Raw genomic sequence first — 20,014 nt, forward strand, 5'->3', positions numbered from 1 at the left:
CTCTGCCCGCCGCGCGATGCCCGGGCGCTCGCAGAGGCGATGGCGCGTTTCATCGATCTGTCGGGTGATGCACGCGCAGCCATGGGGCAGGCGGCCCGTGCCCGCGCCGAGGCCGCCTTTGACGAAGCCATCGTCATTGAAGCCTATCTGGAACGCCTGCCGCAGGGCGCGGGGCAGGGCGCTGGCGCGCCCTGACGGCCTGGCCGTTCGTGCGCCCTCGGCTAGCGGCGCCTATGGCAGGAGCACCGAACTCCCGGTTGTGGCCCGCGCTTCCATCTGACGATGGGCCTCGGCGACATCTTCAAGCGCGAACTCCTGGCCGATACGAATGGTGACCTTGCCGCTTTCCACCATCTCGAACAGATGGGCCGCCATTTCCTGGCATTTCTCCTGCTGGGCGATGTGCACGAAGACCGTCGGGCGCGTCAGCTGCAGGCACCCTTTCGCCCCCAGAATGCCAAGATCGAACGGGGGCACCTTGCCTGAGGAATTGCCGAAGCTGATCATCATGCCCACCGGCCGCAGACAGTCGAGCGAGCGCTCGAACGTGGCGGCGCCGATGGAATCCATCACCACATCGACACCGCGGCCATCGGTCAGTTCGCGCACGCGAGCGACGAAATCCTCGCGTTCGTAATTGATGACCTCGGCGGCGCCATGTTCGCGCGCCAGCGCACATTTTTCGTCGGTGCTGGCGGTGCCGATCAGCCGGATGCCCAGCGAACGCGCCCATTGGCAGGCAATCAGCCCCACGCCCCCGGCCGCAGCATGAAACAGCACCGTGTCCCCGGCCTTCAGCGGGACCGTGCGGTGAAACAGGTATTCGACGGTCAGCCCCTGCAGCATCATCGCCGCGCCGGTGCGGAAATCAATACTGTCAGGCAGCGGGCAGACCTGTGCCGCCGGCATGACCCGTGCGTCGCAGTACGACCCTGCCTTGCCCGTGGCATAGGCGACGCGATCGCCCTTTGACAGATGCGTGACACCCTCGCCCACCGCCTCGACCACGCCGGCGCCTTCCATGCCCAGCGCATGGGGGAGCGGCAGCGGGTAGACGCCGGACCTTTGGTAGATGTCGATATAGTTCAGGCCACAGGCATGGTGGCGAATGCGCACCTCTCCCGGCCCCGGCTCTCCCACGGGGCGCTGAACGATCTTCATGACCTCGGGCCCGCCGGGTTGTTCGAAGATGACTGTTCTTGCGTCACTCACTGGACTTCCTCCTTGAATTGGTCGGCATATTGCTGGCGCAGCGCGGCCTTTTGCACCTTGCCCATGGTGTTGCGCGGCAATTCAGGCAAGATGATGTAGCGCTTGGGCTGTTTGTAGCGGGCAAGCCGGTCACGCAGGGTCGACTCGATCTGCGCCAGGTCAATGCCCTTGCCGTTGTCCACCAGCACCGCGACCACGGCTTCGCCGAAATCGGGGTGCGGCAGGCCGATCACGGCACTTTCCAGCACGCCGGGCATATCGTCCAGCACCAGCTCGACCTCCTTGGGGTAGACGTTATAGCCGCCCGAGATGATCAGATCCTTGGCGCGCCCCACGATGTTGACATAGCCCTGATCGTCGATCAGCCCCAGATCGCCGGTCATGAAGAACCCGTCGGCGCGAAACTCGGCGGCCGTCTTCTCGGGCATCTGCCAATACCCCTTGAACACGTTCGGGCCGCGCACCTCGATCATGCCGGTTTCGCCCTGCGGCAATTCTGCACCCGTCTCGGGATCAGCGATGCGCAGCTCGACGCCGGGCAGCGGCATGCCCACGGTGCCGGGGCGGCGCGCACCCTCATAAGGGTTAGAGGTAAGCATGTTGGTTTCCGTCATGCCGTAGCGTTCAAGGATCGCGTGGCCTGTGCGCTCGGACCAGGCCACATGGGTTTCGGACAGAAGCGGCGCAGAGCCGGATACGAACAGCCGCATGTGACCGACCAGGCCGCGATCGAGCCGCGGGTCGTCGAGCAGCCGCGTGTAGAATGTGGGCACACCCATCATCGTGGTGGCCTGTGGCAGGAAGGCGGTGACCTGCTCGATATCGAACCTGGGAAGGAAGATCATGCGCGCGCCTGACAGAAACACCACGTTGCTGGCCACGAACAGCCCGTGCGTGTGAAATATCGGCAACGCATGCAGCAGCACATCATCCGGGCCGAAGCGCCACAGATCGACCAGCGCCTGCGCGTTGGAAAGCAGGTTGCGCTGGGTCAGCATCGCGCCCTTCGAGCGGCCTGTCGTGCCAGAGGTGTATAGCAGTGCGGTCAGGTCGTCCTCACCGCGGGCAACGGTTTCGAAACTGTCGGGCATGTCCTTGGCCGATGCGTCGAAGCTGCCGCCCTCGCCCAGGCTCTCCAGCCGCACGCCCAGCTTTTGCGCAAGCGGGGCAAGGGCCGCGATACGGTCAGGATCCACCAGCAATAGCGTGGCCCCGCAATCCTCCACGAAATACTCCAGTTCTTCCGCCGTATAGGCCGTGTTCAGCGGCAGGAACACCGCCCCCGCCGCAACAGCCGCGCCATAGACTGCAAGCATCTGGGGGCTCTTTGCCGCTTGCACCACAACGCGCTTGCCCGCTGTGACACCTGCTGCGCCTAGTGCATGGGCGTAGCTTGCGATCATGCCGTGAAAGGCGCCTGCACTCACGCTCTCGCCATCCGGCAAGATCAGTAATGGGCGATCCTGTCCGGCAAGGGGGGCAAACAAAGCGTCAAAGAGCGGGTTGGTCATCTGACAAAACTCCTGTCCGGGCCTGCTATTGTGGTGGAGGGCATTTCGGCTCACTCCTGCGCGGCGCGGGCCAGCTGGCGCACGCTGCGGGTGGCGGCAACCTTGCCATTGGCGGCATAGTTTTCGTGATAGGCCTCGACCTGACCCAGGTCATAAAGATAGTTCACCATTGCACCGCAAGATTGCCTGAACCCGCGTGCCGACATATCAGCCTGCGCGTGGATTTCTAGCACCAGGGCCCCGTTGTTGAGGTGAAAACGCGCCACCGGGTCGCGCGGGCGGCCCTTACTGTCCTTCGCCTCCAGAAGATAGCGCGCGGCCACCCGGCGCAGGCTGACAGCGGCCTGCTCCTCCATCGGGCCGGTCACTGCCAGAAGCGCGCGCGCCGCATTGTCGCCTGCCTCGGCCTGCTCGTTCAGCCATGCCGTCAGGCCGGGAATCGGCGAAAGGGTGACGAATTTACGCAGATGCGGCAGTTCCTGCTTCAACAGCTCGACCACCTTCTTGATCAGCGAGTTGCCGAAGCTGATGCCTTTCAGCCCGGCCTGACAGTTCGAGATGGAATAGAAGGTCGCGGTATCGGCCTGTGCCGGGTCCAGCGGGCTGCGATCGGGGGCAAGAAGGGCCTGCACCGAGCCTGGCACACCCTTGACCAGCGCCACCTCGACGAAGATCAGCGGCTCATCGGGCATGGCCGGGTGAAAGAAAGCGAAACAGCGCCGGTCCCTGGGGTCGACACGGGCGCGCAGGGCTTCCCAATCGCCGATGGCATGGACGGCCTCGTATTCGATGATCTTCTCCAGCAGCCGCGCGGGGCTTTCCCAGGTCACCTGGCGCAGCACCAGAAAGCCCCGGTTGAACCAGGACTGGAACAGATGCCCGAAATCCAGATCGACCCGCGCCAGCTCGGGCATTTGGGGCAACAGCTTCAGCAGATCGCAGCGCATACGCACCAGTTCCGCCGTGGCCCCGGGGGCGTGGTTCAGGCGGCGCAACAACTCCTGCCGCCTGGGTTCCGCGACTTGCAGCAGCTGGCGCAGCGTGTGGGCGTCGCGCGCCTCGCCATCGCGCCGGGCGGCTTCGGTCACGGCGTCGGGCGAGGTATCGTATTCTTCGGCCAGAAGCGCGAAGAACTCGCGCTTCCCGCCCTCGTCAAGCCGCGCATACGAGGCCAGGATCTCGCGCGCGAGCCGCATGGTCGAGACCTCGCCCTCACCCGCCAGAAGGGCCGCGCACATCTCGCGCATCGGTTTGTCGGACCCGCCGGGAAAGGGAACGAAGCGCCGCTCCACAAGCTGGCTGAGCAGATCACCCAGATACCCCGTCCGCGTCATCGAACGGGCCCCATGACCATGTCCGGCAACCAGGTTGCGATGCCGGGAAAGATGCACAGGATCAGGATGGCGAGGACCATGCAGGCGACATAGGGCAACGAGCCTTTCAGAATGGTCTTGAGCTTGATATCCGGCGCGATCGAATTGATCACATAGAGGTTCAGCCCTACGGGCGGAGAGATCAGCCCGATCTCCATGTTGATGGTCAGGATAACGGCGAACCAGTAGGGGTCGAAATCCGCCGCAAGGATGATGGGCAGCAGGATCGGCGCGGCCATCAGGATCACCGCCACCGGCGGCAGGAAGAACCCGGCAATCAGCAAGAACACATTGATCGCGCCCATCAGAACCCAGCGGTTCACGTCCAGATCCGAGATCCAGAGGGCAATGGACTGGGTGATGAACAGCGAGGAGAGCATGTAGGAAAACACGCCCGCCGCGCCGATGATGAACAGGATCATGACGCTTTCACGCGTGGAATCGCGCAGCACCAGCCAAAGGGATTTCGGCGACCACATGCGATAGATGATCACGGCCATCAGCAGGCACATCAGCGCGCCGACCGCGGCGGTTTCCGACGGCGTGGCCAGCCCGCCATACATGGCATACAGCACCCCCAGGATCACCAGCAGGAAGGGCAGGACACGCGGCAGGATTTCCAGCTTTTCGCGCAGCGAATAGCGCCTGCCCGACATGACCGACAGGCCTGTGTTGCGCCATGTGGACCACACCGACCAGGCCATGAACAGCGACACCAGCATCAACCCGGGCAGAACCCCCGCCAGAAACAGCCGCCCGATGGACGTCTCGGTAGCGATGCCATAGACGATCATCGTGACCGAAGGCGGGATCAGGATGCCCAATGTGCCGCCCGCCGCGATCGAGCCCGAGGCCACCGTCTCGGGGTAGCCGCGCTTGCGCATCTCGGGGATGCCCATCTTGCCAATGGCCGCGCAGGTGGCGGGGCTGGAGCCGGACATCGCCGAAAACAGCGCACAGGCCCCCAGGTTGGACATCACAAGCCCACCTGGCACACGCGTCAGCCAGCGTTCCAGCGCCTCGTAAAGGTCCGCGCCGGCACGGGTCGATGAAATCGCCGCGCCCATGATGATGAACATCGGAATGGACAGCAGCGCAAAGGAATTCAGCTTGCCGAAGAATTTCTCGGGCATCAGCTCCAGCGCCCAGAGTCCGTCAAAGACTGCCAGGAACAGGGCCGAGACGATCAACAGGCCGGTGGCAACGGAAACGCCCGAAAACAGCACGGCGATCGTGATGACGGCGACGAGGCCGCCCAGAACAAGCGGATCCATCAGTCAGCCTCCAGCCCGAAGGGTTTGTCACGACCTGAAAGCAAGGCCAGAAGATCGGCCAGCAGTTGCAGGATGAAAAGCGCAAACCCCAGTGGCAGCGCGAGATAGGGGATCCAGAGCTGCGGGCCCCAGACACTGGGCGACCGCCAGCCGCGCTGAAAGGTGATGTGCCAATGCTCGAACGCGTAATAGCCCATGATGGACAGCACCACGATACCAGCGACAAGCACCACGACCGCCAGCAGTTTGCGCGGCAAGGGGCGCAACCATATCGGCAGCAGATCGACATTCACATGCCCGCGCATCATCTGCACATAGGGAAGGCCCAACATGGTCGCAGCGATCATCAGGTAGACGACGGTTTCGGTCTGCCAGACCGTGGACTGGCGCAACACGAACCGGACGAAAATCATCTGGCAGGTAATCAGGACAGACGCCAGTATCATCGAGGCTGCCGCCCAGCCGCAAAACGTCGAAATCCAGCCAATGCCGCGAATCAGCGCATCGGCGCCACGACGCCACGGGGCGTCAGGACTTGTCGAGGCCATGGCAAGCCACTCCTGAATTCTGATTGGAGAACAGCCCAACAGGGGCGCGACAGCTGCCGCGCCCCGAACTGTGAACGATCACTCGACAGCGAGTGCCAGATCAAGCAGTTCCTGACCGTTGGGCACCTGATCGACAAACGAGGCATAGGCCGATTCCATCGCCAGCTCGCGCCAGGCGGCGAAATCCTCTTCGGTCATTTCAGCGATCTCGATGCCGTTATCGCGATACACTTCGACCGAACGCACATCATCATGCTTGGCCTGCTCCAGATACCAGGTCTCGGCCTTCTCGGCAGCGGCCAGAAGAACCTCCTGCTGTTCGGCGCTTAGCCCTTCGAAGGTGCTCTTGTTCATCAGGAGCGGCTGATACATGAACCACAGCGCGACATCGGCGGCAGGCGTGTAGCAATCCACCTGCTCATACAGCCGGAACGACACGAAGGACGACGACGACGTGTTGACCGCATCCAGAACGCCGGTCTGCATCGCGTTATAAACCTCGGACGAGGCCATCGAGGCAATCGACGCGCCGGCAGCCGCCAGCATCTGCTCAAAGGCACGCCCGGCGGCGCGCACGGTGCGGCCTTCCATGTGTTCCGGCCGCGTGATGCAATCGCCTTTCGACGCGAAACCGCCCGCCAGATAGCCATGGACCAGCACCATGACGTCATCTTCGGCCATCAGATCTTCGAGCGCTTCCATGAAGGGCGAATTGTTCAGTCGCGCGCCATGGTCGTGGTTGCGCACAAGACCGGGCATGAGCGTCAGGTTGAATTCGGGCCGCTGACCACCGGCGTAGGACAGCGGATAGACCGTCATGTCCAGCTGGCCGCGGCTGAGCGGCAGATACTGCTCGGTCGCCGAGAACAGCGAGGCCGAGGGAAAAATGCGCATCGACAGCCCGACATCGGCCTCGTCCAGTTCATCCGCGATCATCTGCGCGACCTGATGGCGCACATCCGCCGTGGACCACTGATGCGACAGGCGAAGTTGTTGTGCTTCCGCGCTTACGGCCCCGAACGTGGCCGACATTGCCAGCGCCGAGGCGGCAACCATTGAAAAAACTCTCATGTCTTCCTCCCTGAGTGTGCGCGCCGGGCTTTTCCCGTTTGCGCCGATCCATTGCTCCTCAACAACGGTGCGCACAGAGAAAGCCATTCTGAATACGGAGTCAACGGTAATTGTATACAAGCTGGCGGTTGCATAATACAGAATCCCGCTCTATCGTTCTCCGGGAATCCTTTTTGAGCCGAAATGCCATGCAGTCGCGTAGAGCCGATAGCGTCCGGGAGGCGCTCGAACAGATGATCGTCACCGGAGAATTGGTGAATGGCGAACGTCTGGATGAAATGTCCCTGTCAGAGCATTTCGGATGTTCGCGCACCCCGTTGCGGGAGGCGTTTCAGAACCTTGCCGCATCCGGATTGCTGGAACTGGTGCCGCATCGCGGGGCCTTTGTTCGCCTGCCCAGCCTGAGCGAGATGATCGAGATGTTCGAGGTCATGGCCGAGTTGGAAGCGTTCTGCGGCAGGTTGGCCGCACGCCGTGTGACCCCGCAGGATCTGGCAGATCTTCTGGAGACGGTCATTGCCTGCGAAGACGCTGTCGCGAACAATGACCATGATCTCTATTACATTGAAAACGAACGCTTTCACCATCTTCTCTACAAGGCGTCCGGCAACGGCTTTCTGACCGATCAGGCAAAGAAGCTTCACCGGCGGCTCAAGCCCTTTCGTCGCTTGCAGTTGCGTGTCCGGGGGCGGTTGCAGCAGTCACTGGCCGAGCATCGCGCCATTCTTGCCGCCCTTGAAAACGGCGATGCGCAGGAAGCAGCAGACGCATTGCGCTCGCATGTCGCCGTGCAGGGCGGAAAGTTCAATGACCTGATGGCCAGTTACAAGAACTCGCATCTGCACGCCGGGTCCTGACCGGGCCGAGGCGGCACCGCCGCGTCAACATCCTCGAGATGAACGGTGCAAGCTATCGTCTGGCCAGAAGCCGCGCGCGCAAGTTCACGGCTGACTGCGGTGCCGGACCCTTGTACATGGGGCCGAACGTTTGCTTTGGCGTTTGTTTCGCTGCCAGGGGTCCGACTGGATGCTTGGTGACACCACAGCGCTTTATTGCTCGCGGAACGCGCGCGACATAGAGTCCACGATCGGCTTTGCGATATACTGCGCGAAGGTGCGTTCTGCCGTCTGGACCATCACCTCTGCCGGCATGCCGGGGGTGGGCGCGAAGCCGCTGACACGGGCAAGCTCCTCTGGTCTGAGTGCGATGCGCACCACATAGACCTCCCGGTTGGACCGCTCGGCGCTGTCGGCCACGGCATCGGCCGAAATATAGTCGACGGCCCCGTTCAACACCGGCGTCGTGCGCTGGTTTAGCGCCGTCAGCCGCACCACGGCGTGCTGGCCGACCTGCACGCTGTCGATATCGGAGCGCGCGACCAGCGTCTCGATGATGAGCGGCGCATCCGAGGGCACGATTTCGGCGATGGCGCGGCCGGTTTCGATCACACCGCCGGTCGTGTGATAATACAGCCGGACGATGATGCCGCCAACCGGCGCGGTCACATCGATGCGGTGCAGCACGCCTTCCGAGCGCCGGGCCTGTTCGCGAATGCTTTCAAGCTCGCTCTGGACCGTCTGCAACTGGCTGAGCGCGTTGCGGCTGTATTCGTCCAGCGTACGGTCACGCTGGGTCAGGGCGCGGGCGCGCATCTCGGCGATCTCGCCGAGTTCGGCGTCGAGGCGGGCGATCTGCCCCTGCCCCTCAAGCATGGCGCGGCGCAACGCCAGCAGGTCGCCGCGCTGCACCAGGCCGCGTTCGAACAACGTCTCCTTGGCTTCGAGTTCCTCCTCCAGCAGCTCGATCTGCTGGCGCAGCGCCTCGCGCTGCGATACGTATCCTGTCTTGCGAAACTCCAGTGCGTCGACATTACGGTCGATCAGCGAAAGGTCGTTGGCAAGACCCGACCGGGACACCAGGAACGAGACAGCCTGGCCATCCAGGATGACCGCGACCTCGGGGTCGCTGCGCAGCGCCTCAAGATGTTCGGGAAAGACCAGATTTTCCTGCCCCTGGTGTTCTGCGATCAGGCGCGCCTCGGTTACTTCCAGCCGGGCGCGGCGCAGCAGCAGTTCACGATTGGTGGCCCGCGCCGAGGTTTCATCCAGCCGCAGCAGAACGTCGCCCTCGACCACATGATCGCCTTCCTTGACCAGGATGTCCTTAATGATGCCGCCTTCAAGATGCTGCACGATCTTGTTCTGTCCGGTGGCGACAAAACTGCCCTGCGCGATGACAGCGGCGGCAAGCGGCGCTCCGAAGGCCCAGATCGAGAACCCGCCCAGGCTGGCGACCAGCAGCAGGGTTCCGGCCACCACCAGCTTCGCGATCGAACGCGGCACATCGCGGTACCATTGGGCCGCCGTCGGGGCTGGCAAGGTTTTTGGTTCCATGTCAGTTATCCTTCTGTCCTTCCTTGCCGGTCGTGTCGCCGGCGGGCCGCGGGGGCGCCGTGTCGGTAGCGGTCACCTGCGTTGACGTCTGTGGCGCGCCGTTGAGTTGCGCGAGCACCCGCTCGCGCGTGCCAAACAGCGCCACCGCCCCGTTGGCCAACACCATGATCTTGTCCACCACGCTCAGGAGCGCAGGCTTCTGGGTGATCACGACGACTGTGATGCGACTGTCGCGCGCATGTTCAATGGCGCGGGCCAGTGCGCGGTCGCCAGCGGTGTCAAGGTTCGAGTTCGGCTCGTCCAGCACCACGAGGCGCGGATGGCCGTAGAAGGCGCGGGCAAGCGCGATGCGCTGCTTCTGGCCGCCCGAAAGCGGCGCGCCATCGGCCGAGACGACAGTCTCGTAGCCCTGCGGAAGCTGGGCGATCATCTCGTGCACATCGGCCAGCACAGCGGCGCGGTGGACCTGTTCGTCGGTCGCATCGGCGCGCATGCGGGCGATGTTGTCCTTGATCGTTCCGGGAAACAGCTGCACGTCTTGCGGCAGATAGCCAAGGTTTTCGCCCAGTTGCCGCGGATCCCAGTTGCGCAGATCCATCAGATCGAGCCGGACATTGCCTGATGTCGGCAGGATCGACCCCACCAACATCTTGCCAAGCGTTGTCTTGCCTGCACCCGAGTTGCCGATCACCGCAAGCGTCTCTCCGGGATTGAGCGAGAAGCTGATCCCATTCAGCACTACCTGCTTGGTGCCGCCGGGCACAAACAGCAGCCGCTCCGCGTCCAGCCGCCCCTCGGGGTTGGGCAGCCGCAGCCGTTCGAACTGCAGGCGCGAATTGCCGAGCAGGCCGGCGATCCGGCCATAGGCCGCGCGTGACAGCAGCAGCGCGTTCCAGCCCTCGATCGAGCCCTCGATCGGGGCGAGCGCGCGGCCCGCGATGATCGAGGCCGCGATGACCATGCCGCCGGTGATTTGCCCGTCGATTGCCAGATAGGCGCCCCAGCCCAGCATCGCTACCTGGGTCAGCAGGCGAATCCCGCGCGAGATCGAGGCGCTGACGATGTTGCGATCTTGCGCCTTCACCTGTGCGATCAACGATGCGGCGGTATCGCGCCCCCACATCGAGACCGCCTCGGGGATCATCGCCAGCGCGTTGATGATCTGGCTGTTGCGTGACATCGAGTCGAGGTGCTGGTTCGCCTTTGACTGGGCAAAGTTCGCCTCGGCAAAGGGGCGTTCGGTGAGCTTCTGGTTGATCATGCCGATCAGAAGAAGCACCAGCGCGGTAAGGACCACGATCATTCCGAGATGCGGGTGAATGAAATAGATCACGAGGGCGAAAAGCGGCGCAAAGGGCACGTCCAGGATCGACAGCAACGTGCCGGACACCAGGAAGGAGCGCACCTGCTGCAGGTCGCCCAGTGTCTGGTATTCGCGACCGGTTCCGTGCAGCGAGGCAGCGGCGGCCGCGCTGAGCACTGGCGCGCCGAGCTGTGCCGCCACCTCGACCGCGGTGCGCATCAGGATGAAACGGCGGATCGCGTCGAAGACCGCATAAAGCACGACCGCGCCGCCGATGACGATGGTCAACATGATCAGCGTATCTGTCGATCGACTGGTCAGCACGCGGTCCGATATCTGGAACAGGTAGATGGGGATTGCGAGAATCAGCAGGTTGGTGACGCAGGTCAGCACCAGCACGAAGCTCATGTTGCTCCAGACAGCCTTGCGCCCCTCCTGAAGGTTGGCATTGAAATCCTCGGGTCCGACTCGCTTGTGAAAGCCGGGCCCGCGTCCGCCGCCCCCATCGCCCGATGGCGGCTGCTTCGGGCGCCGGGGGATCGGCTCTCCGGTGCGCACCTCGACAGTGGCGCCCATCGGGGTCCCCTCGCTGCGCTCGCGCATGTCCGCTTTCGGCTTGGGCGGTGCACCGGGCTGATCGGGATCCACCCGATGCTCGGACTTAAGCTTCAGCACCGGTGGATCGACGTCATCCCTCATTGCACCTCTCCTGGGTCTTGCTTGTTAAGTGATGATGGCGTGAAGCAGGTCGCTGCTGGCGGGGTGGTCGGTGGCCATCGGCGGCGCACCGTGCTCTGTCTCGGGGGTGGGGCTCAGCATGTCGTCGGCCAGAAACGCGACTGCCTCATTGGCGAGCGGGACAAGTCCGACGCCGGATGGCGGCGCGTCGGGATCCATGAGCTGGGCCTGGTAGATCAGCGCGTCGCTATAGGCCTCGCCCCCCACCATGACCTCGGAGTCGAGGCCAATGTCATGGATCCGCGCCGCATTCAGCTGGGCATTGGAGCCGCTGACCAATTCCACCGGCGCACCCCCGGCCAGGAAATCGTCGAGCATTAGCTGGATCTGGTCGGAATCGCCCAGAAAATTATGCTGCTCGATGATGTTCGCTTTTATCAGGTCGCCCTCGATATACAGAACCTTGAGGTCCGACTTGCCCTCGAAGCGGGCATCTTTTGCGACATCGTGCGATATGGTGTTCGCGCCCTCGGCCATGTCGTCGAGTGCGGTGCGGAAGTTGTCCTGCAGTTCGGTCATCTCGTCCGTGCCGGTCTGTTTCAGCTCGGCGAGGTTGTATTGCAGGTTGTCCCCGGCGTGGTGAATTGCCAGGCTTCCTGGCGCGCCGAGAACCTGGTCGATATCCACAAGCACGTTGATCTGATCGATGACGTTGAGCGTGATGAAGCTGCCGCCAACGAGGATCAGGTCGTAGTGGAACCCCAGTTCTGCAAGGCGGACATCGTTGACGATGACGTTTTCCCCGGTGCCGATATAGGTTGCGGCAGCCGTGATCGTGATCTCGGCGCGGTCGAAATCGGTGGCAAAGACATACTGCTTGACCCAATTGACCGAGATCAGGTCGCCGGAGACCCTGACCACGGTCCAGTCCTCGGGGAACATGCCGGGATGCTCGAGCGGCGGTGGCCCGTCAGGACCGAAGGCGCTTTCGAACTCGATCGACACGGCGTTGAGCAGCTGCGAGGGTAGCGCGGCGGCGCCCCCGAAGGGGGCCGTCGCCCCCACCATCACGTTGACCTGGCTGACAACGTCCAGCCGGATCGCATCACCCGCCACCGCGATCACTGGCGCGTCGACCCAGGCTTGCATGATCATGGTCTCGTTGACCGAGAGATTGGCGCCGGTCACCACCTTGTGGCCGGGGTCAACATCGAACCTGGTATCGCGGGCGGTTATGGTGCCGTCCGGAGGGATTAAGAACGCATCCCACTCATCCTCTTCATCCTCGCCGTCGCGCGCGGCGTGCTTTTCGGCAAGATGCGCGGGCAGCAGGTCGATGAAATCCGGCAGGCTCAGGAACTCTGCAGTGGTGTCTTCATCGTCCGGCGCGTCGATCTCTTCCGTTGCAAAGAACCACTCTTCACCGTTGAGATGCGTGCCCTGCGCCGCCTCGCCGCGCAGCAAGAGCTGCACATCTGCATCGCCATCTTGCGGCGTGAAGGCGGCGATGCGCGAGGCAAGCGCCAAGGCGGCCTCGGTCTGCGGCACGGCCTCGATCTCGGTGCCCGCGTGGCCCAGCACGCTATGGCTGCGCGCCACCTCAATCAGCCGAAGAAAGTCGGCGGTCAGCACCTCGGGGTCTATGAATACGGTCTCACCGGTGACCAGCAGCAGGTCGTTGTCCCATAGCTCCGAGGTCTGGCGGATCGAGACGAGGATCGAGTTCGGCAACGGCACGAATGGCAGCCAGCTGAACTGCCAGCCTGTCATCTGCCAGGGAATGTCCTGGTCGGGCTCGGGCGGGCGCGGCGGTTGAACGGGGCGTAGCGTGATCGAGGCAGACAGGCCTTCCGGCGCAAGAAGATATGCCGGCGGCGCCGCTGGCGGCGGGGGCAGGTAGACCACCCCCGGGTTGAACCCTTTTTCGAAACCGGGAATGGTGATGGCAAGGTCCGGCACCTCGCCGGGGTCGAGTGCGGTATCTTCGCGCTCATGCGCGAAGGCGTCATATTCGAGCCTTAGCCTGTGCCCCTCGACCTCAAGATGAAGGAGGCCGATGAAATGGGCAATCTCTTCGCTTATGCGGTCCAGGGGCATGGTCTGTTCCATTGGTCAGAAGGAACGGGCGGCCTCCGCTTTCGCGATGCCGCCCGCATCCCGGGGCCGGTCAACCGGCCCCGGAACCTACCATGTCTCAGGCGTCGTCGTGCCCGACAAAGGACGAGGTAAGCGAGCCGCCAACCACGGTCATGTCGACCGAGTTGCCCAGCACGTTGGCGCCCATGACGACGTTCATGTTGAACGCCGAAGTGGTGACCTGCGCTGCGGCCGAGGCGAAGGATTCGCCCGTCACATGACCGCTCTCGCCGTTGCCGGAGCCCCAGTGACCCAGGTTGCCGCCGTTGCCGCCATCGCCCGTGCTGGCCGTTCCGCCCGCACCGCCGACACCGGCGCCACCGACAGCATCACCAACACCGGCACCACCGCCCCAGGCCATGCCGCCGTCACCGCCGACAGCATGAGCTACGCTGGCGCCACCGGTGCCGCCATTTGCGGTAGACTGGCCGGTGCCCACGGACGTGTTGTCGGCATCCGCGGACGAGCCGGCACCGCCACCATAGCCCGCAATCGCCTGGGCCATGGAATCTGCCGAGCCGTCAAGTTCCGACTTCGAGAAGATGGAGGACAGCCCGCCATCCCCGCCATCGGCATCAGCATCGGCGTCGCCCGACTGGTCGGACTTGTCGGACTTGTCGGACTTGCCCTTACCCTTGTCGTGCTTACCGCCAGAGTCTTTTCCGCCACTTCCGCCTCCGGCATTGGCATGGGCATGGGCATCGCCGCCCGAACCGCCTTCGCTTTCGACATCATGGTCGGAGTCGAGCTCGACTTCGGCTTCGGATTCAGCATCGGCATCACCGCCGTTGCCGCCGTCGGCTTCACTTTTGGCCTTGGCAGCGCCAAGTCCAAGCCCAAAGCCGGTGCTGTTGGCCGAGGCATCGCCGCCGTCGTCAGACTCGGCATCACCATTGCCACCATCGCCACCGAAAGCCTTGCCACCCATGGCCAGTCCGCCGGTTGCCTTTCCGCCGTCACCGTCGCCGCCATCGGCCGAGGCACTGCCACCGCCGTTGCCGCCGTCGGAGCCTGCGTTGATGCCATCGCCGGACTTGGCGAAACCACCGTTAGCATCACCCTTCTGGATGAACTTGTCGTTGTTCTGAACGACCGGGTTGATCAGCTTGTCATCGTCGCTCAGGTAGTTCGACTGCGACAGCGCAAAGGCAGTGCTGTTGCCGTCGCCGAAGGTGACGTTATCGAGCTTCACATCGTCGCCGGGATCGTATTTCATGTTGCCGTTCGAAGCCACGACGTCGCCCATCGACCCGCCTTTTGAAATGTCGATATCGATGAAGTCGTCATCACGGGGGATCCATTCCCCCTCGCCGAAGTCGATGTTGATCTCGTTGCTGCTGTTACCAGAGTGCTTGATCGACTGGTCCTGATCCTGGCCTTGGCCTTGGTGCTGGCCTTGGCCCTGGTCCTGACCTTGGCCCTGATCCTGGCCCTGGCCCTGTTCGTTGCTGACGCTCTGCTTTTGTTGCTGCTGCTGAGCGTCAACATCGATTTCGGCATTTTTGATCTCGATGTCGGTGTTGAACTCGGCATCGAGATTCTTGATCTTCACATCGTCGAAGACATAGTTGTTGTTGGTGTTCTGGTTTGAACCATGACGTTTAGACATCTTGCATCTCCTGCTGCGACGCAGCGGGGATTGCCAGTCATTTCAAAGGCAACATACCGTTTGCGTCTGTAAGGTTGATTGTTTTACCGCCCGACCGGCCCATTGATGAGCCTTCAGACGGCACGATCCTGCAGTCTTTCGGCATCCCCCCTTTCCAATTCCGGCGCCGGATTGCCCACCAGGTGGTTCTGTTCCGGCGGCCTCAGGTTGACGGTTCAGAAGTCGCTGCAAATACTGCAACCTGAACATGCTCGCATCACAGGGGGGTGCGCTGTAAGCTAGACAAAAGACCATAATCTTTTTCGCGCCTTCAGCTGATTGATCCGGAATGAAAAGTTTCGAAAAAGTTGGTTCTCAGCCGCTGTCAGGCGGACAGAATCAATCAATATGGACTAGTCGGTGGATGTAGCCAGCACGCAGAACACTTTTTGCGGGATTGTGGTGGCGTCCAGATCGCCCTCAGGTTGCCTTAAAAATAATAAATAAAAACAATGTGTTACAGGCTGGATTGATGCGTGTCATCACATTTCAGCCGATATGTAGCCCGTCTACTTAATCGTTTGGCTAGTTACCGCAGAACATAATTTGTGCTATTCTCCACGTTTGAATGAACATCTTTCGGATGGGGGGTGCATTCGAGGATTACACCTTGCGAATTTTTGTAGTGTTGGAAGCCAAAAAAATTTGGGGTGCTTGGATGGTGGGGGATATCAGTTCCAAACAGGGCGAAGATTCAAGGCAGCCGCCGCAGTGCGAAGGTCAGGGATCGATCATATTCTGGGGCGGCCCGATCGCATTTTCAAACTGGGTTCTTCGCATCGCGGAATCCGAATCCAGAGCTAGTGTCGTCAGGGTCGACAACCGGGACGGATTGGACCGGTCAAAGGGCAAGCAGTGCTGCATATTTTTCGATGACACTGTGGCTGACGAAGTCCTTGCCAATCCGGACTTCAATCCCGGCGAGTACGTTGGCGCTCGGTGGATCCTCGCCTACCGAAGTGACAACCTCGCCCGCCGTCTGCTGGCGCTGCGTCGCGAACGCCCTGAGTTGACCGGGATCGGCCTGCTGCCCATGAACCTGTCGGTCGGCCTTTGGACGCTGATGTTTCGGCTGATCCTGTCGGGCGACTTTGTCGTGCCGGGAAAGCTGCTGGACCCAGAGACGGGGCCAGCACCGCCTGACCACAAGGTGTCAGCTGGCAACAGAGCCCTGACCAGGCGCGAAAGCGAAGTGCTGAGAATGGTCGCGAAGGGAATGCGCAACAAGATGATCGCCCACAATCTTGGACTGTCCGAACACACGGTCAAGCTGCATCTGCACAATCTGATCGGCAAGATCGGCGTGAGCAACCGGACACAGGCTGCGCAATGGTATTTCTCGCGCCCGCATGGCGAGGCGGAGTGATGCAAACGCTGCCGCCAGCGGATTTCGACGAAATCATGATTCTGGTCGGGCGGCTGAACTATTCATGGACGAACACCGAGAGCCTGCTGATTCATCTGATCGCCGGGCTGGCGGGCACCAGCAAGGAGACTGCGGTCATCATCTTCCTGACGCTCAACACCACCCGGGCGCGGGTTGATCTGATCGAACGGCTGGCCAAGATGGAAGGGCGCGACCCGATAGAGCAGGCACGCGTGCTGACGCTGACGCGCCAGCTGATCGGGCTTTCGGGGCTGCGCAACCGCTACAACCATTGCATATATTCCTTTGATCCCGATGGCGGTGCGCCGCGCACGATCCAGATGCGGATTGCCGATCGGCGCGACGCGATAAAGATCGGCCAGACCGAGGTGCTTGACGCCGAGGCGCGCGGGGAAATCGACAAGGCGATCGCCCGCTTGGGCGATCTTAACCGGACGATCTGGCAGTTGATCGCAGATTTCGGGTATCCGGCCTGAGTTGGGCCGCAAAGTTTTGCCTTTGGGCGGTGACCTGCCACTGAACTTTCATCCAACCGCGACCGGAGTCCGGTTAGTCGGCGGCCCGGGCTGCGATCACGATCCGCGCATGAGCGCACGGCATCGGTGCAAGCTCAACCGCCAGTTCGCCGTCCGGGCGCTCTGCCCGGCAATCCTGGCTCTGTGTTCGGGGCGGCCCAAAGGCACATCTGAAACGCGCGTGAAATTTCAAAATTGCCTTGAGCCTTTCCAGTTCGTATCAAGGTTTTGGATACGCCCGTCGCGGTGAAGCCCGACGGTCAGGGGCAATGCGTAGCAGAGGAGTTGGCGCAAATGGTTCAAACGACTGAGGCAGGTATACCGGTGTCGCTGGAGGACGCCGCACGCGCTCTGGCCGAAGGGCGGACCACGTCTCGTGCGCTTGTGGAGCAATGTCTTGACCGTATCGTCAGCGGGAATGCTGCTGCCGGCCATCCCTTTTTGCAACTGCGCGAAGACGCTGCGCGCGCCGAGGCCGATCTTGCCGACCGGATGCGGGCACAGGGTATGGTGCCGTCGCGGTTTCTGGGTGTGCCGGTGTCTGTAAAGGATCTTTTCGACATCACAGGCGAGGTGACGGCCGCCGGGTCAAGGGTGCTGGCGGATACACCGCCGGCGACGGACGACGCGACCACCATCGCACGCTTGCGGCGCGCTGGGTTCATCGTGATCGGCCGCACGAACATGACCGAATTCGCGTTCTCGGGGCTGGGCCTGAATCCGCATCACGGCACGCCGCTCTCACCTTGGGACAGGGCAACCGGGCGGATCGCCGGGGGGTCCAGCTCAGGTGGGGCCGTGTCGGTCGCCGAGGGCATGGCACTTGCCGCGCTTGGCACTGACACGGGCGGCTCATGCCGGATTCCGGCGGCGTTTTGCGGCATCACCGGTTACAAGCCCACGGTGGGCCGCTTGCCGAGCGAAGGGGTCGTGCCGCTCTCGCAGTCTCTGGACAGTGCGGGGCCACTGGCGCCCACGGTCGCGTGTTGCGCCGCGCTGGCCTCCATCATGGCGGGTGGCGAGGCTCCCGCGATGCGGCCGGCGCTTGAGCCCGAGGGGCAATTGCGGCTGCGCATCGGGGTGCCGCAGGCCATGGTTCTGGACGATATGGACGCCACAGTTGCAGAGGTTTTTGAGGGCGTGCTTGCTGCGCTTTCGAAGGCAGGTGCGCAGATTGTCGAGACGCCGATGGCCTCCTTCACGAGCATTCCTGATATTCTGGCCGGTGGCGGTCCGGTTGCGGCCGAGGCACATGCATGGCATCGCGGATTGATCGAGCGCCACCGGGCGGCCTATGACCCGCGCGTGGTCGGGCGGATCGAGCGGGGCGCCGGGTTGCTGGCGGCCGATTATATCGACCAGATGGCATTGCGTCGGCGGCTGATCGATGCCTTCTCGGCGGAGGCGGATGAGTTTGATCTTCTGGCCTTTCCCACGGTCTCGATGGTGCCGCCGGCGCTGGCGCCGCTGGAAGAGGATGACGCGCTTTACGGGGCAACGAACCTGCTGGTGCTACGCAATTCCACTACAATCAACCTGGCGGATGGTTGCGCGATCAGCGTGCCCGTGCACCGCTCCGGCGAGGCGCCGGTGGGCTTGACGCTGGCCATGGCGGGGGGCGCGGATTCGCGCCTATTGCAGCGGGCCGCTGCGGTGGAGGCGGTGCTTGACGCCTGGCGCGGCGTGGCGGCGGGATAGGCGCAAGGCACTGAAACGGCATCGAAAAGTCGCGGGGGTGCAGGGGGTCACAAAAAACTTGTGTGAAATACCTTCGTAAGTTAGCTTCGTTGAAAAGCTATATGGAGGTTACATCAATGCCCCCTTCCGTTTCGGTCGATCAGGCCGCGCTGACGGTCAGCCTGCCGGGCCTTTTGCACGAGGGAAGTGACGCGCGGTTCCGCGCGATGCTGCATAACCTGCTGGCCTTTGCAGCACGGCTGGAACAGGTGCGCGGCCGGTTCGGCGCGATGGTGGGGCTGTCGGGCAGCCAGTACACGGTGCTGATCTCGATCCGGCATCTGCAGGTCAAGGCCGGCGGGGTGGGGATCAAGGCGATCGCGGATCATCTGTCGCTGTCGGGCGCGTTCGTGACCTCGGAAACCAACAAGCTGATCAAACTTGAGCTGGTGACGAAACGGCCCAATCCCGAGGACGCGCGCCGCGTGCTGCTGTCGATCACACCCAAGGCGGCGCAGCTGCTCGATGGGCTGGCCCCTGTGCAGCGCGAAATCAACGACGTGCTGTTCGAGCCGCTCGACGGGTTGGACATGGCGCTGGTGTGCCGTCTGGCCGAGGGGCTGCGCCACAGTTCAGAGCGCGCGTTGATGCTGACGGATTACCTTTCGCAAGCCGAGGAGCCGGGGCAATGAGTCTGCACATGCATCCTGTGGCCGATCCGCGTGCTTTTCGTCATGCGCTGGGGCAGTTCCCGACGGGTGTCTGTGTCGTGACCTGTGCGCCGGGGGGCGTGCCGCATGGCATGACGATGAGTTCCTTCAACACACTGTCGATCGACCCGCCGCTGGTGCTGTTCAGCATCGACCGCCGGGCGCTGTCCTTGCCCGAGTGGGAGCGCGCCGACGCCTATGCGATCAACGTTCTGGCCGAGGGGCAGACCGAGCTTTCCAATCGGTTTGCAAATCCGCGCGGCCGAAAATGGGAAGGGGTGGATTACCACCTTGGCCCGCAGGGGGCGCCGGTGCTGCCGGGTGTCGTGGCCTCCTATGAATGTGTGCCCCATGCCTGCCATGACGGCGGTGACCATGTGCTGTTCGTGGTGCGCGTGTCAGGCTATCGCACCCATCCCGAGCGCCGACCACTGGTGTTCTGGCAGGGGCGTTACATGCAGCTCGATCCGGGGCGGCCCGAGCAACCCTCGTGGCCGCTGGATATCCATTATTGACCCCGATCCGATCAGGGCGTGCGCGCATAAGCCGGCCCCTGACGACAAGCCCAGGAGTGATGA

General features: G+C 62.8%; 17 protein-coding genes. 7 read left to right on the top strand and 10 right to left on the bottom strand.

Annotated features, from left to right (window positions below):
- Window positions 1-195, top strand: a 195-nt coding sequence (locus tag DQ229_RS04020; protein ID WP_420796853.1) for a hypothetical protein, incomplete at its 5' end; no start/stop codon positions are given.
- Window positions 196-231: 36 nt separating this feature from the next.
- On the opposite strand, the gene DQ229_RS04025 is transcribed toward DQ229_RS04020, so the two are convergent.
- The 6 genes from DQ229_RS04025 to dctP all read right to left on the bottom strand — a co-directional run bounded on the left by DQ229_RS04025 (window position 232) and on the right by dctP (window position 6,989).
- Window positions 232-1,212 (bottom strand): quinone oxidoreductase family protein, encoded by a 981-nt coding sequence (locus DQ229_RS04025; RefSeq protein WP_114964994.1) that lies wholly within the window; start codon window positions 1,210-1,212, stop codon window positions 232-234.
- Window positions 1,209-2,723 (bottom strand): malonate--CoA ligase, encoded by a 1,515-nt coding sequence (locus tag DQ229_RS04030; protein WP_114964995.1) that lies wholly within the window; start codon window positions 2,721-2,723, stop codon window positions 1,209-1,211. The genes DQ229_RS04025 and DQ229_RS04030 overlap by 4 nt, the downstream gene beginning before the upstream one ends.
- A 50-nt stretch (window positions 2,724-2,773) precedes the next feature.
- On the bottom strand, window positions 2,774-4,057 hold the full coding sequence (locus DQ229_RS04035; protein WP_114964996.1) for a malonyl-CoA decarboxylase: 1,284 nt from the start codon (window positions 4,055-4,057) through the stop codon (window positions 2,774-2,776).
- Window positions 4,054-5,370: a TRAP transporter large permease gene (locus tag DQ229_RS04040; RefSeq protein WP_114964997.1), complete on the bottom strand. Its 1,317-nt coding sequence runs from the start codon at window positions 5,368-5,370 to the stop codon at window positions 4,054-4,056. Before DQ229_RS04040 ends, DQ229_RS04035 begins: the two co-directional genes overlap by 4 nt.
- Window positions 5,370-5,918 carry a TRAP transporter small permease subunit gene (locus DQ229_RS04045; RefSeq protein ID WP_114964998.1) on the bottom strand — a complete coding sequence of 183 codons (549 nt, stop codon included), beginning with the start codon at window positions 5,916-5,918 and terminating at the stop codon, window positions 5,370-5,372. The genes DQ229_RS04040 and DQ229_RS04045 overlap by 1 nt, the downstream gene beginning before the upstream one ends.
- Window positions 5,919-5,996: 78 nt before the next feature.
- Window positions 5,997-6,989 carry a TRAP transporter substrate-binding protein DctP gene (gene dctP, locus DQ229_RS04050; RefSeq protein WP_114965025.1) on the bottom strand — a complete coding sequence of 331 codons (993 nt, stop codon included), beginning with the start codon at window positions 6,987-6,989 and terminating at the stop codon, window positions 5,997-5,999.
- Between the two features lie 188 nt (window positions 6,990-7,177).
- On the opposite strand from dctP, the gene DQ229_RS04055 reads away from it, so the two are divergent.
- A complete protein-coding gene (locus DQ229_RS04055; RefSeq protein ID WP_114964999.1) occupies window positions 7,178-7,846 on the top strand; it encodes a GntR family transcriptional regulator in 669 nt (222 codons plus the stop codon).
- A 192-nt stretch (window positions 7,847-8,038) separates the two neighbouring features.
- Here the strand turns inward: DQ229_RS04055 and DQ229_RS04060 are convergent, their stop codons facing one another.
- The 4 genes from DQ229_RS04060 to DQ229_RS04075 form a co-directional block, all read right to left on the bottom strand.
- Window positions 8,039-9,382, bottom strand: a complete 1,344-nt coding sequence (locus DQ229_RS04060; RefSeq protein ID WP_114965000.1) for an HlyD family type I secretion periplasmic adaptor subunit — start codon at window positions 9,380-9,382, stop codon at window positions 8,039-8,041.
- Between the two features lies 1 nt (window position 9,383).
- Window positions 9,384-11,384 carry a type I secretion system permease/ATPase gene (locus DQ229_RS04065; RefSeq protein WP_114965001.1) on the bottom strand — a complete coding sequence of 667 codons (2,001 nt, stop codon included), beginning with the start codon at window positions 11,382-11,384 and terminating at the stop codon, window positions 9,384-9,386.
- Between the two features lie 24 nt (window positions 11,385-11,408).
- Window positions 11,409-13,460: a hypothetical protein gene (locus DQ229_RS04070; protein ID WP_155326438.1), complete on the bottom strand. Its 2,052-nt coding sequence runs from the start codon at window positions 13,458-13,460 to the stop codon at window positions 11,409-11,411.
- A 97-nt stretch (window positions 13,461-13,557) separates the two neighbouring features.
- Complete coding sequence (locus DQ229_RS04075) at window positions 13,558-15,108, bottom strand: hypothetical protein (protein ID WP_114965003.1); 1,551 nt, start codon at window positions 15,106-15,108, stop codon at window positions 13,558-13,560.
- Window positions 15,109-15,715: 607 nt separating this feature from the next.
- Here DQ229_RS04075 and DQ229_RS16735 point away from each other — a divergent pair.
- From DQ229_RS16735 to DQ229_RS04100, 5 genes are all read left to right on the top strand, one after another.
- A complete protein-coding gene (locus DQ229_RS16735) occupies window positions 15,716-16,513 on the top strand; it encodes a response regulator transcription factor (RefSeq protein ID WP_238380954.1) in 798 nt (265 codons plus the stop codon).
- Window positions 16,513-17,010, top strand: coding sequence for a hypothetical protein (locus tag DQ229_RS04085; RefSeq protein ID WP_114965004.1), 498 nt, complete (start codon window positions 16,513-16,515; stop codon window positions 17,008-17,010). Before DQ229_RS16735 ends, DQ229_RS04085 begins: the two co-directional genes overlap by 1 nt.
- Window positions 17,011-17,343: 333 nt before the next feature.
- Complete coding sequence (locus DQ229_RS04090) at window positions 17,344-18,747, top strand: amidase (RefSeq protein ID WP_114965005.1); 1,404 nt, start codon at window positions 17,344-17,346, stop codon at window positions 18,745-18,747.
- Between the two features lie 116 nt (window positions 18,748-18,863).
- Entirely contained in the window at window positions 18,864-19,418 is a 555-nt protein-coding gene (locus DQ229_RS04095) for a MarR family winged helix-turn-helix transcriptional regulator (RefSeq protein WP_162300738.1), read from the top strand.
- A complete protein-coding gene (locus tag DQ229_RS04100) occupies window positions 19,415-19,951 on the top strand; it encodes a flavin reductase family protein (protein WP_202909501.1) in 537 nt (178 codons plus the stop codon). Before DQ229_RS04095 ends, DQ229_RS04100 begins: the two co-directional genes overlap by 4 nt.
- The last annotated feature ends 63 nt before the right edge of the window (window positions 19,952-20,014 follow it).

The sequence above is a fragment of the Alkalilacustris brevis genome (assembly GCF_003350345.1).
Classification (GTDB): Bacteria; Pseudomonadota; Alphaproteobacteria; order Rhodobacterales; family Rhodobacteraceae; genus Alkalilacustris; species Alkalilacustris brevis.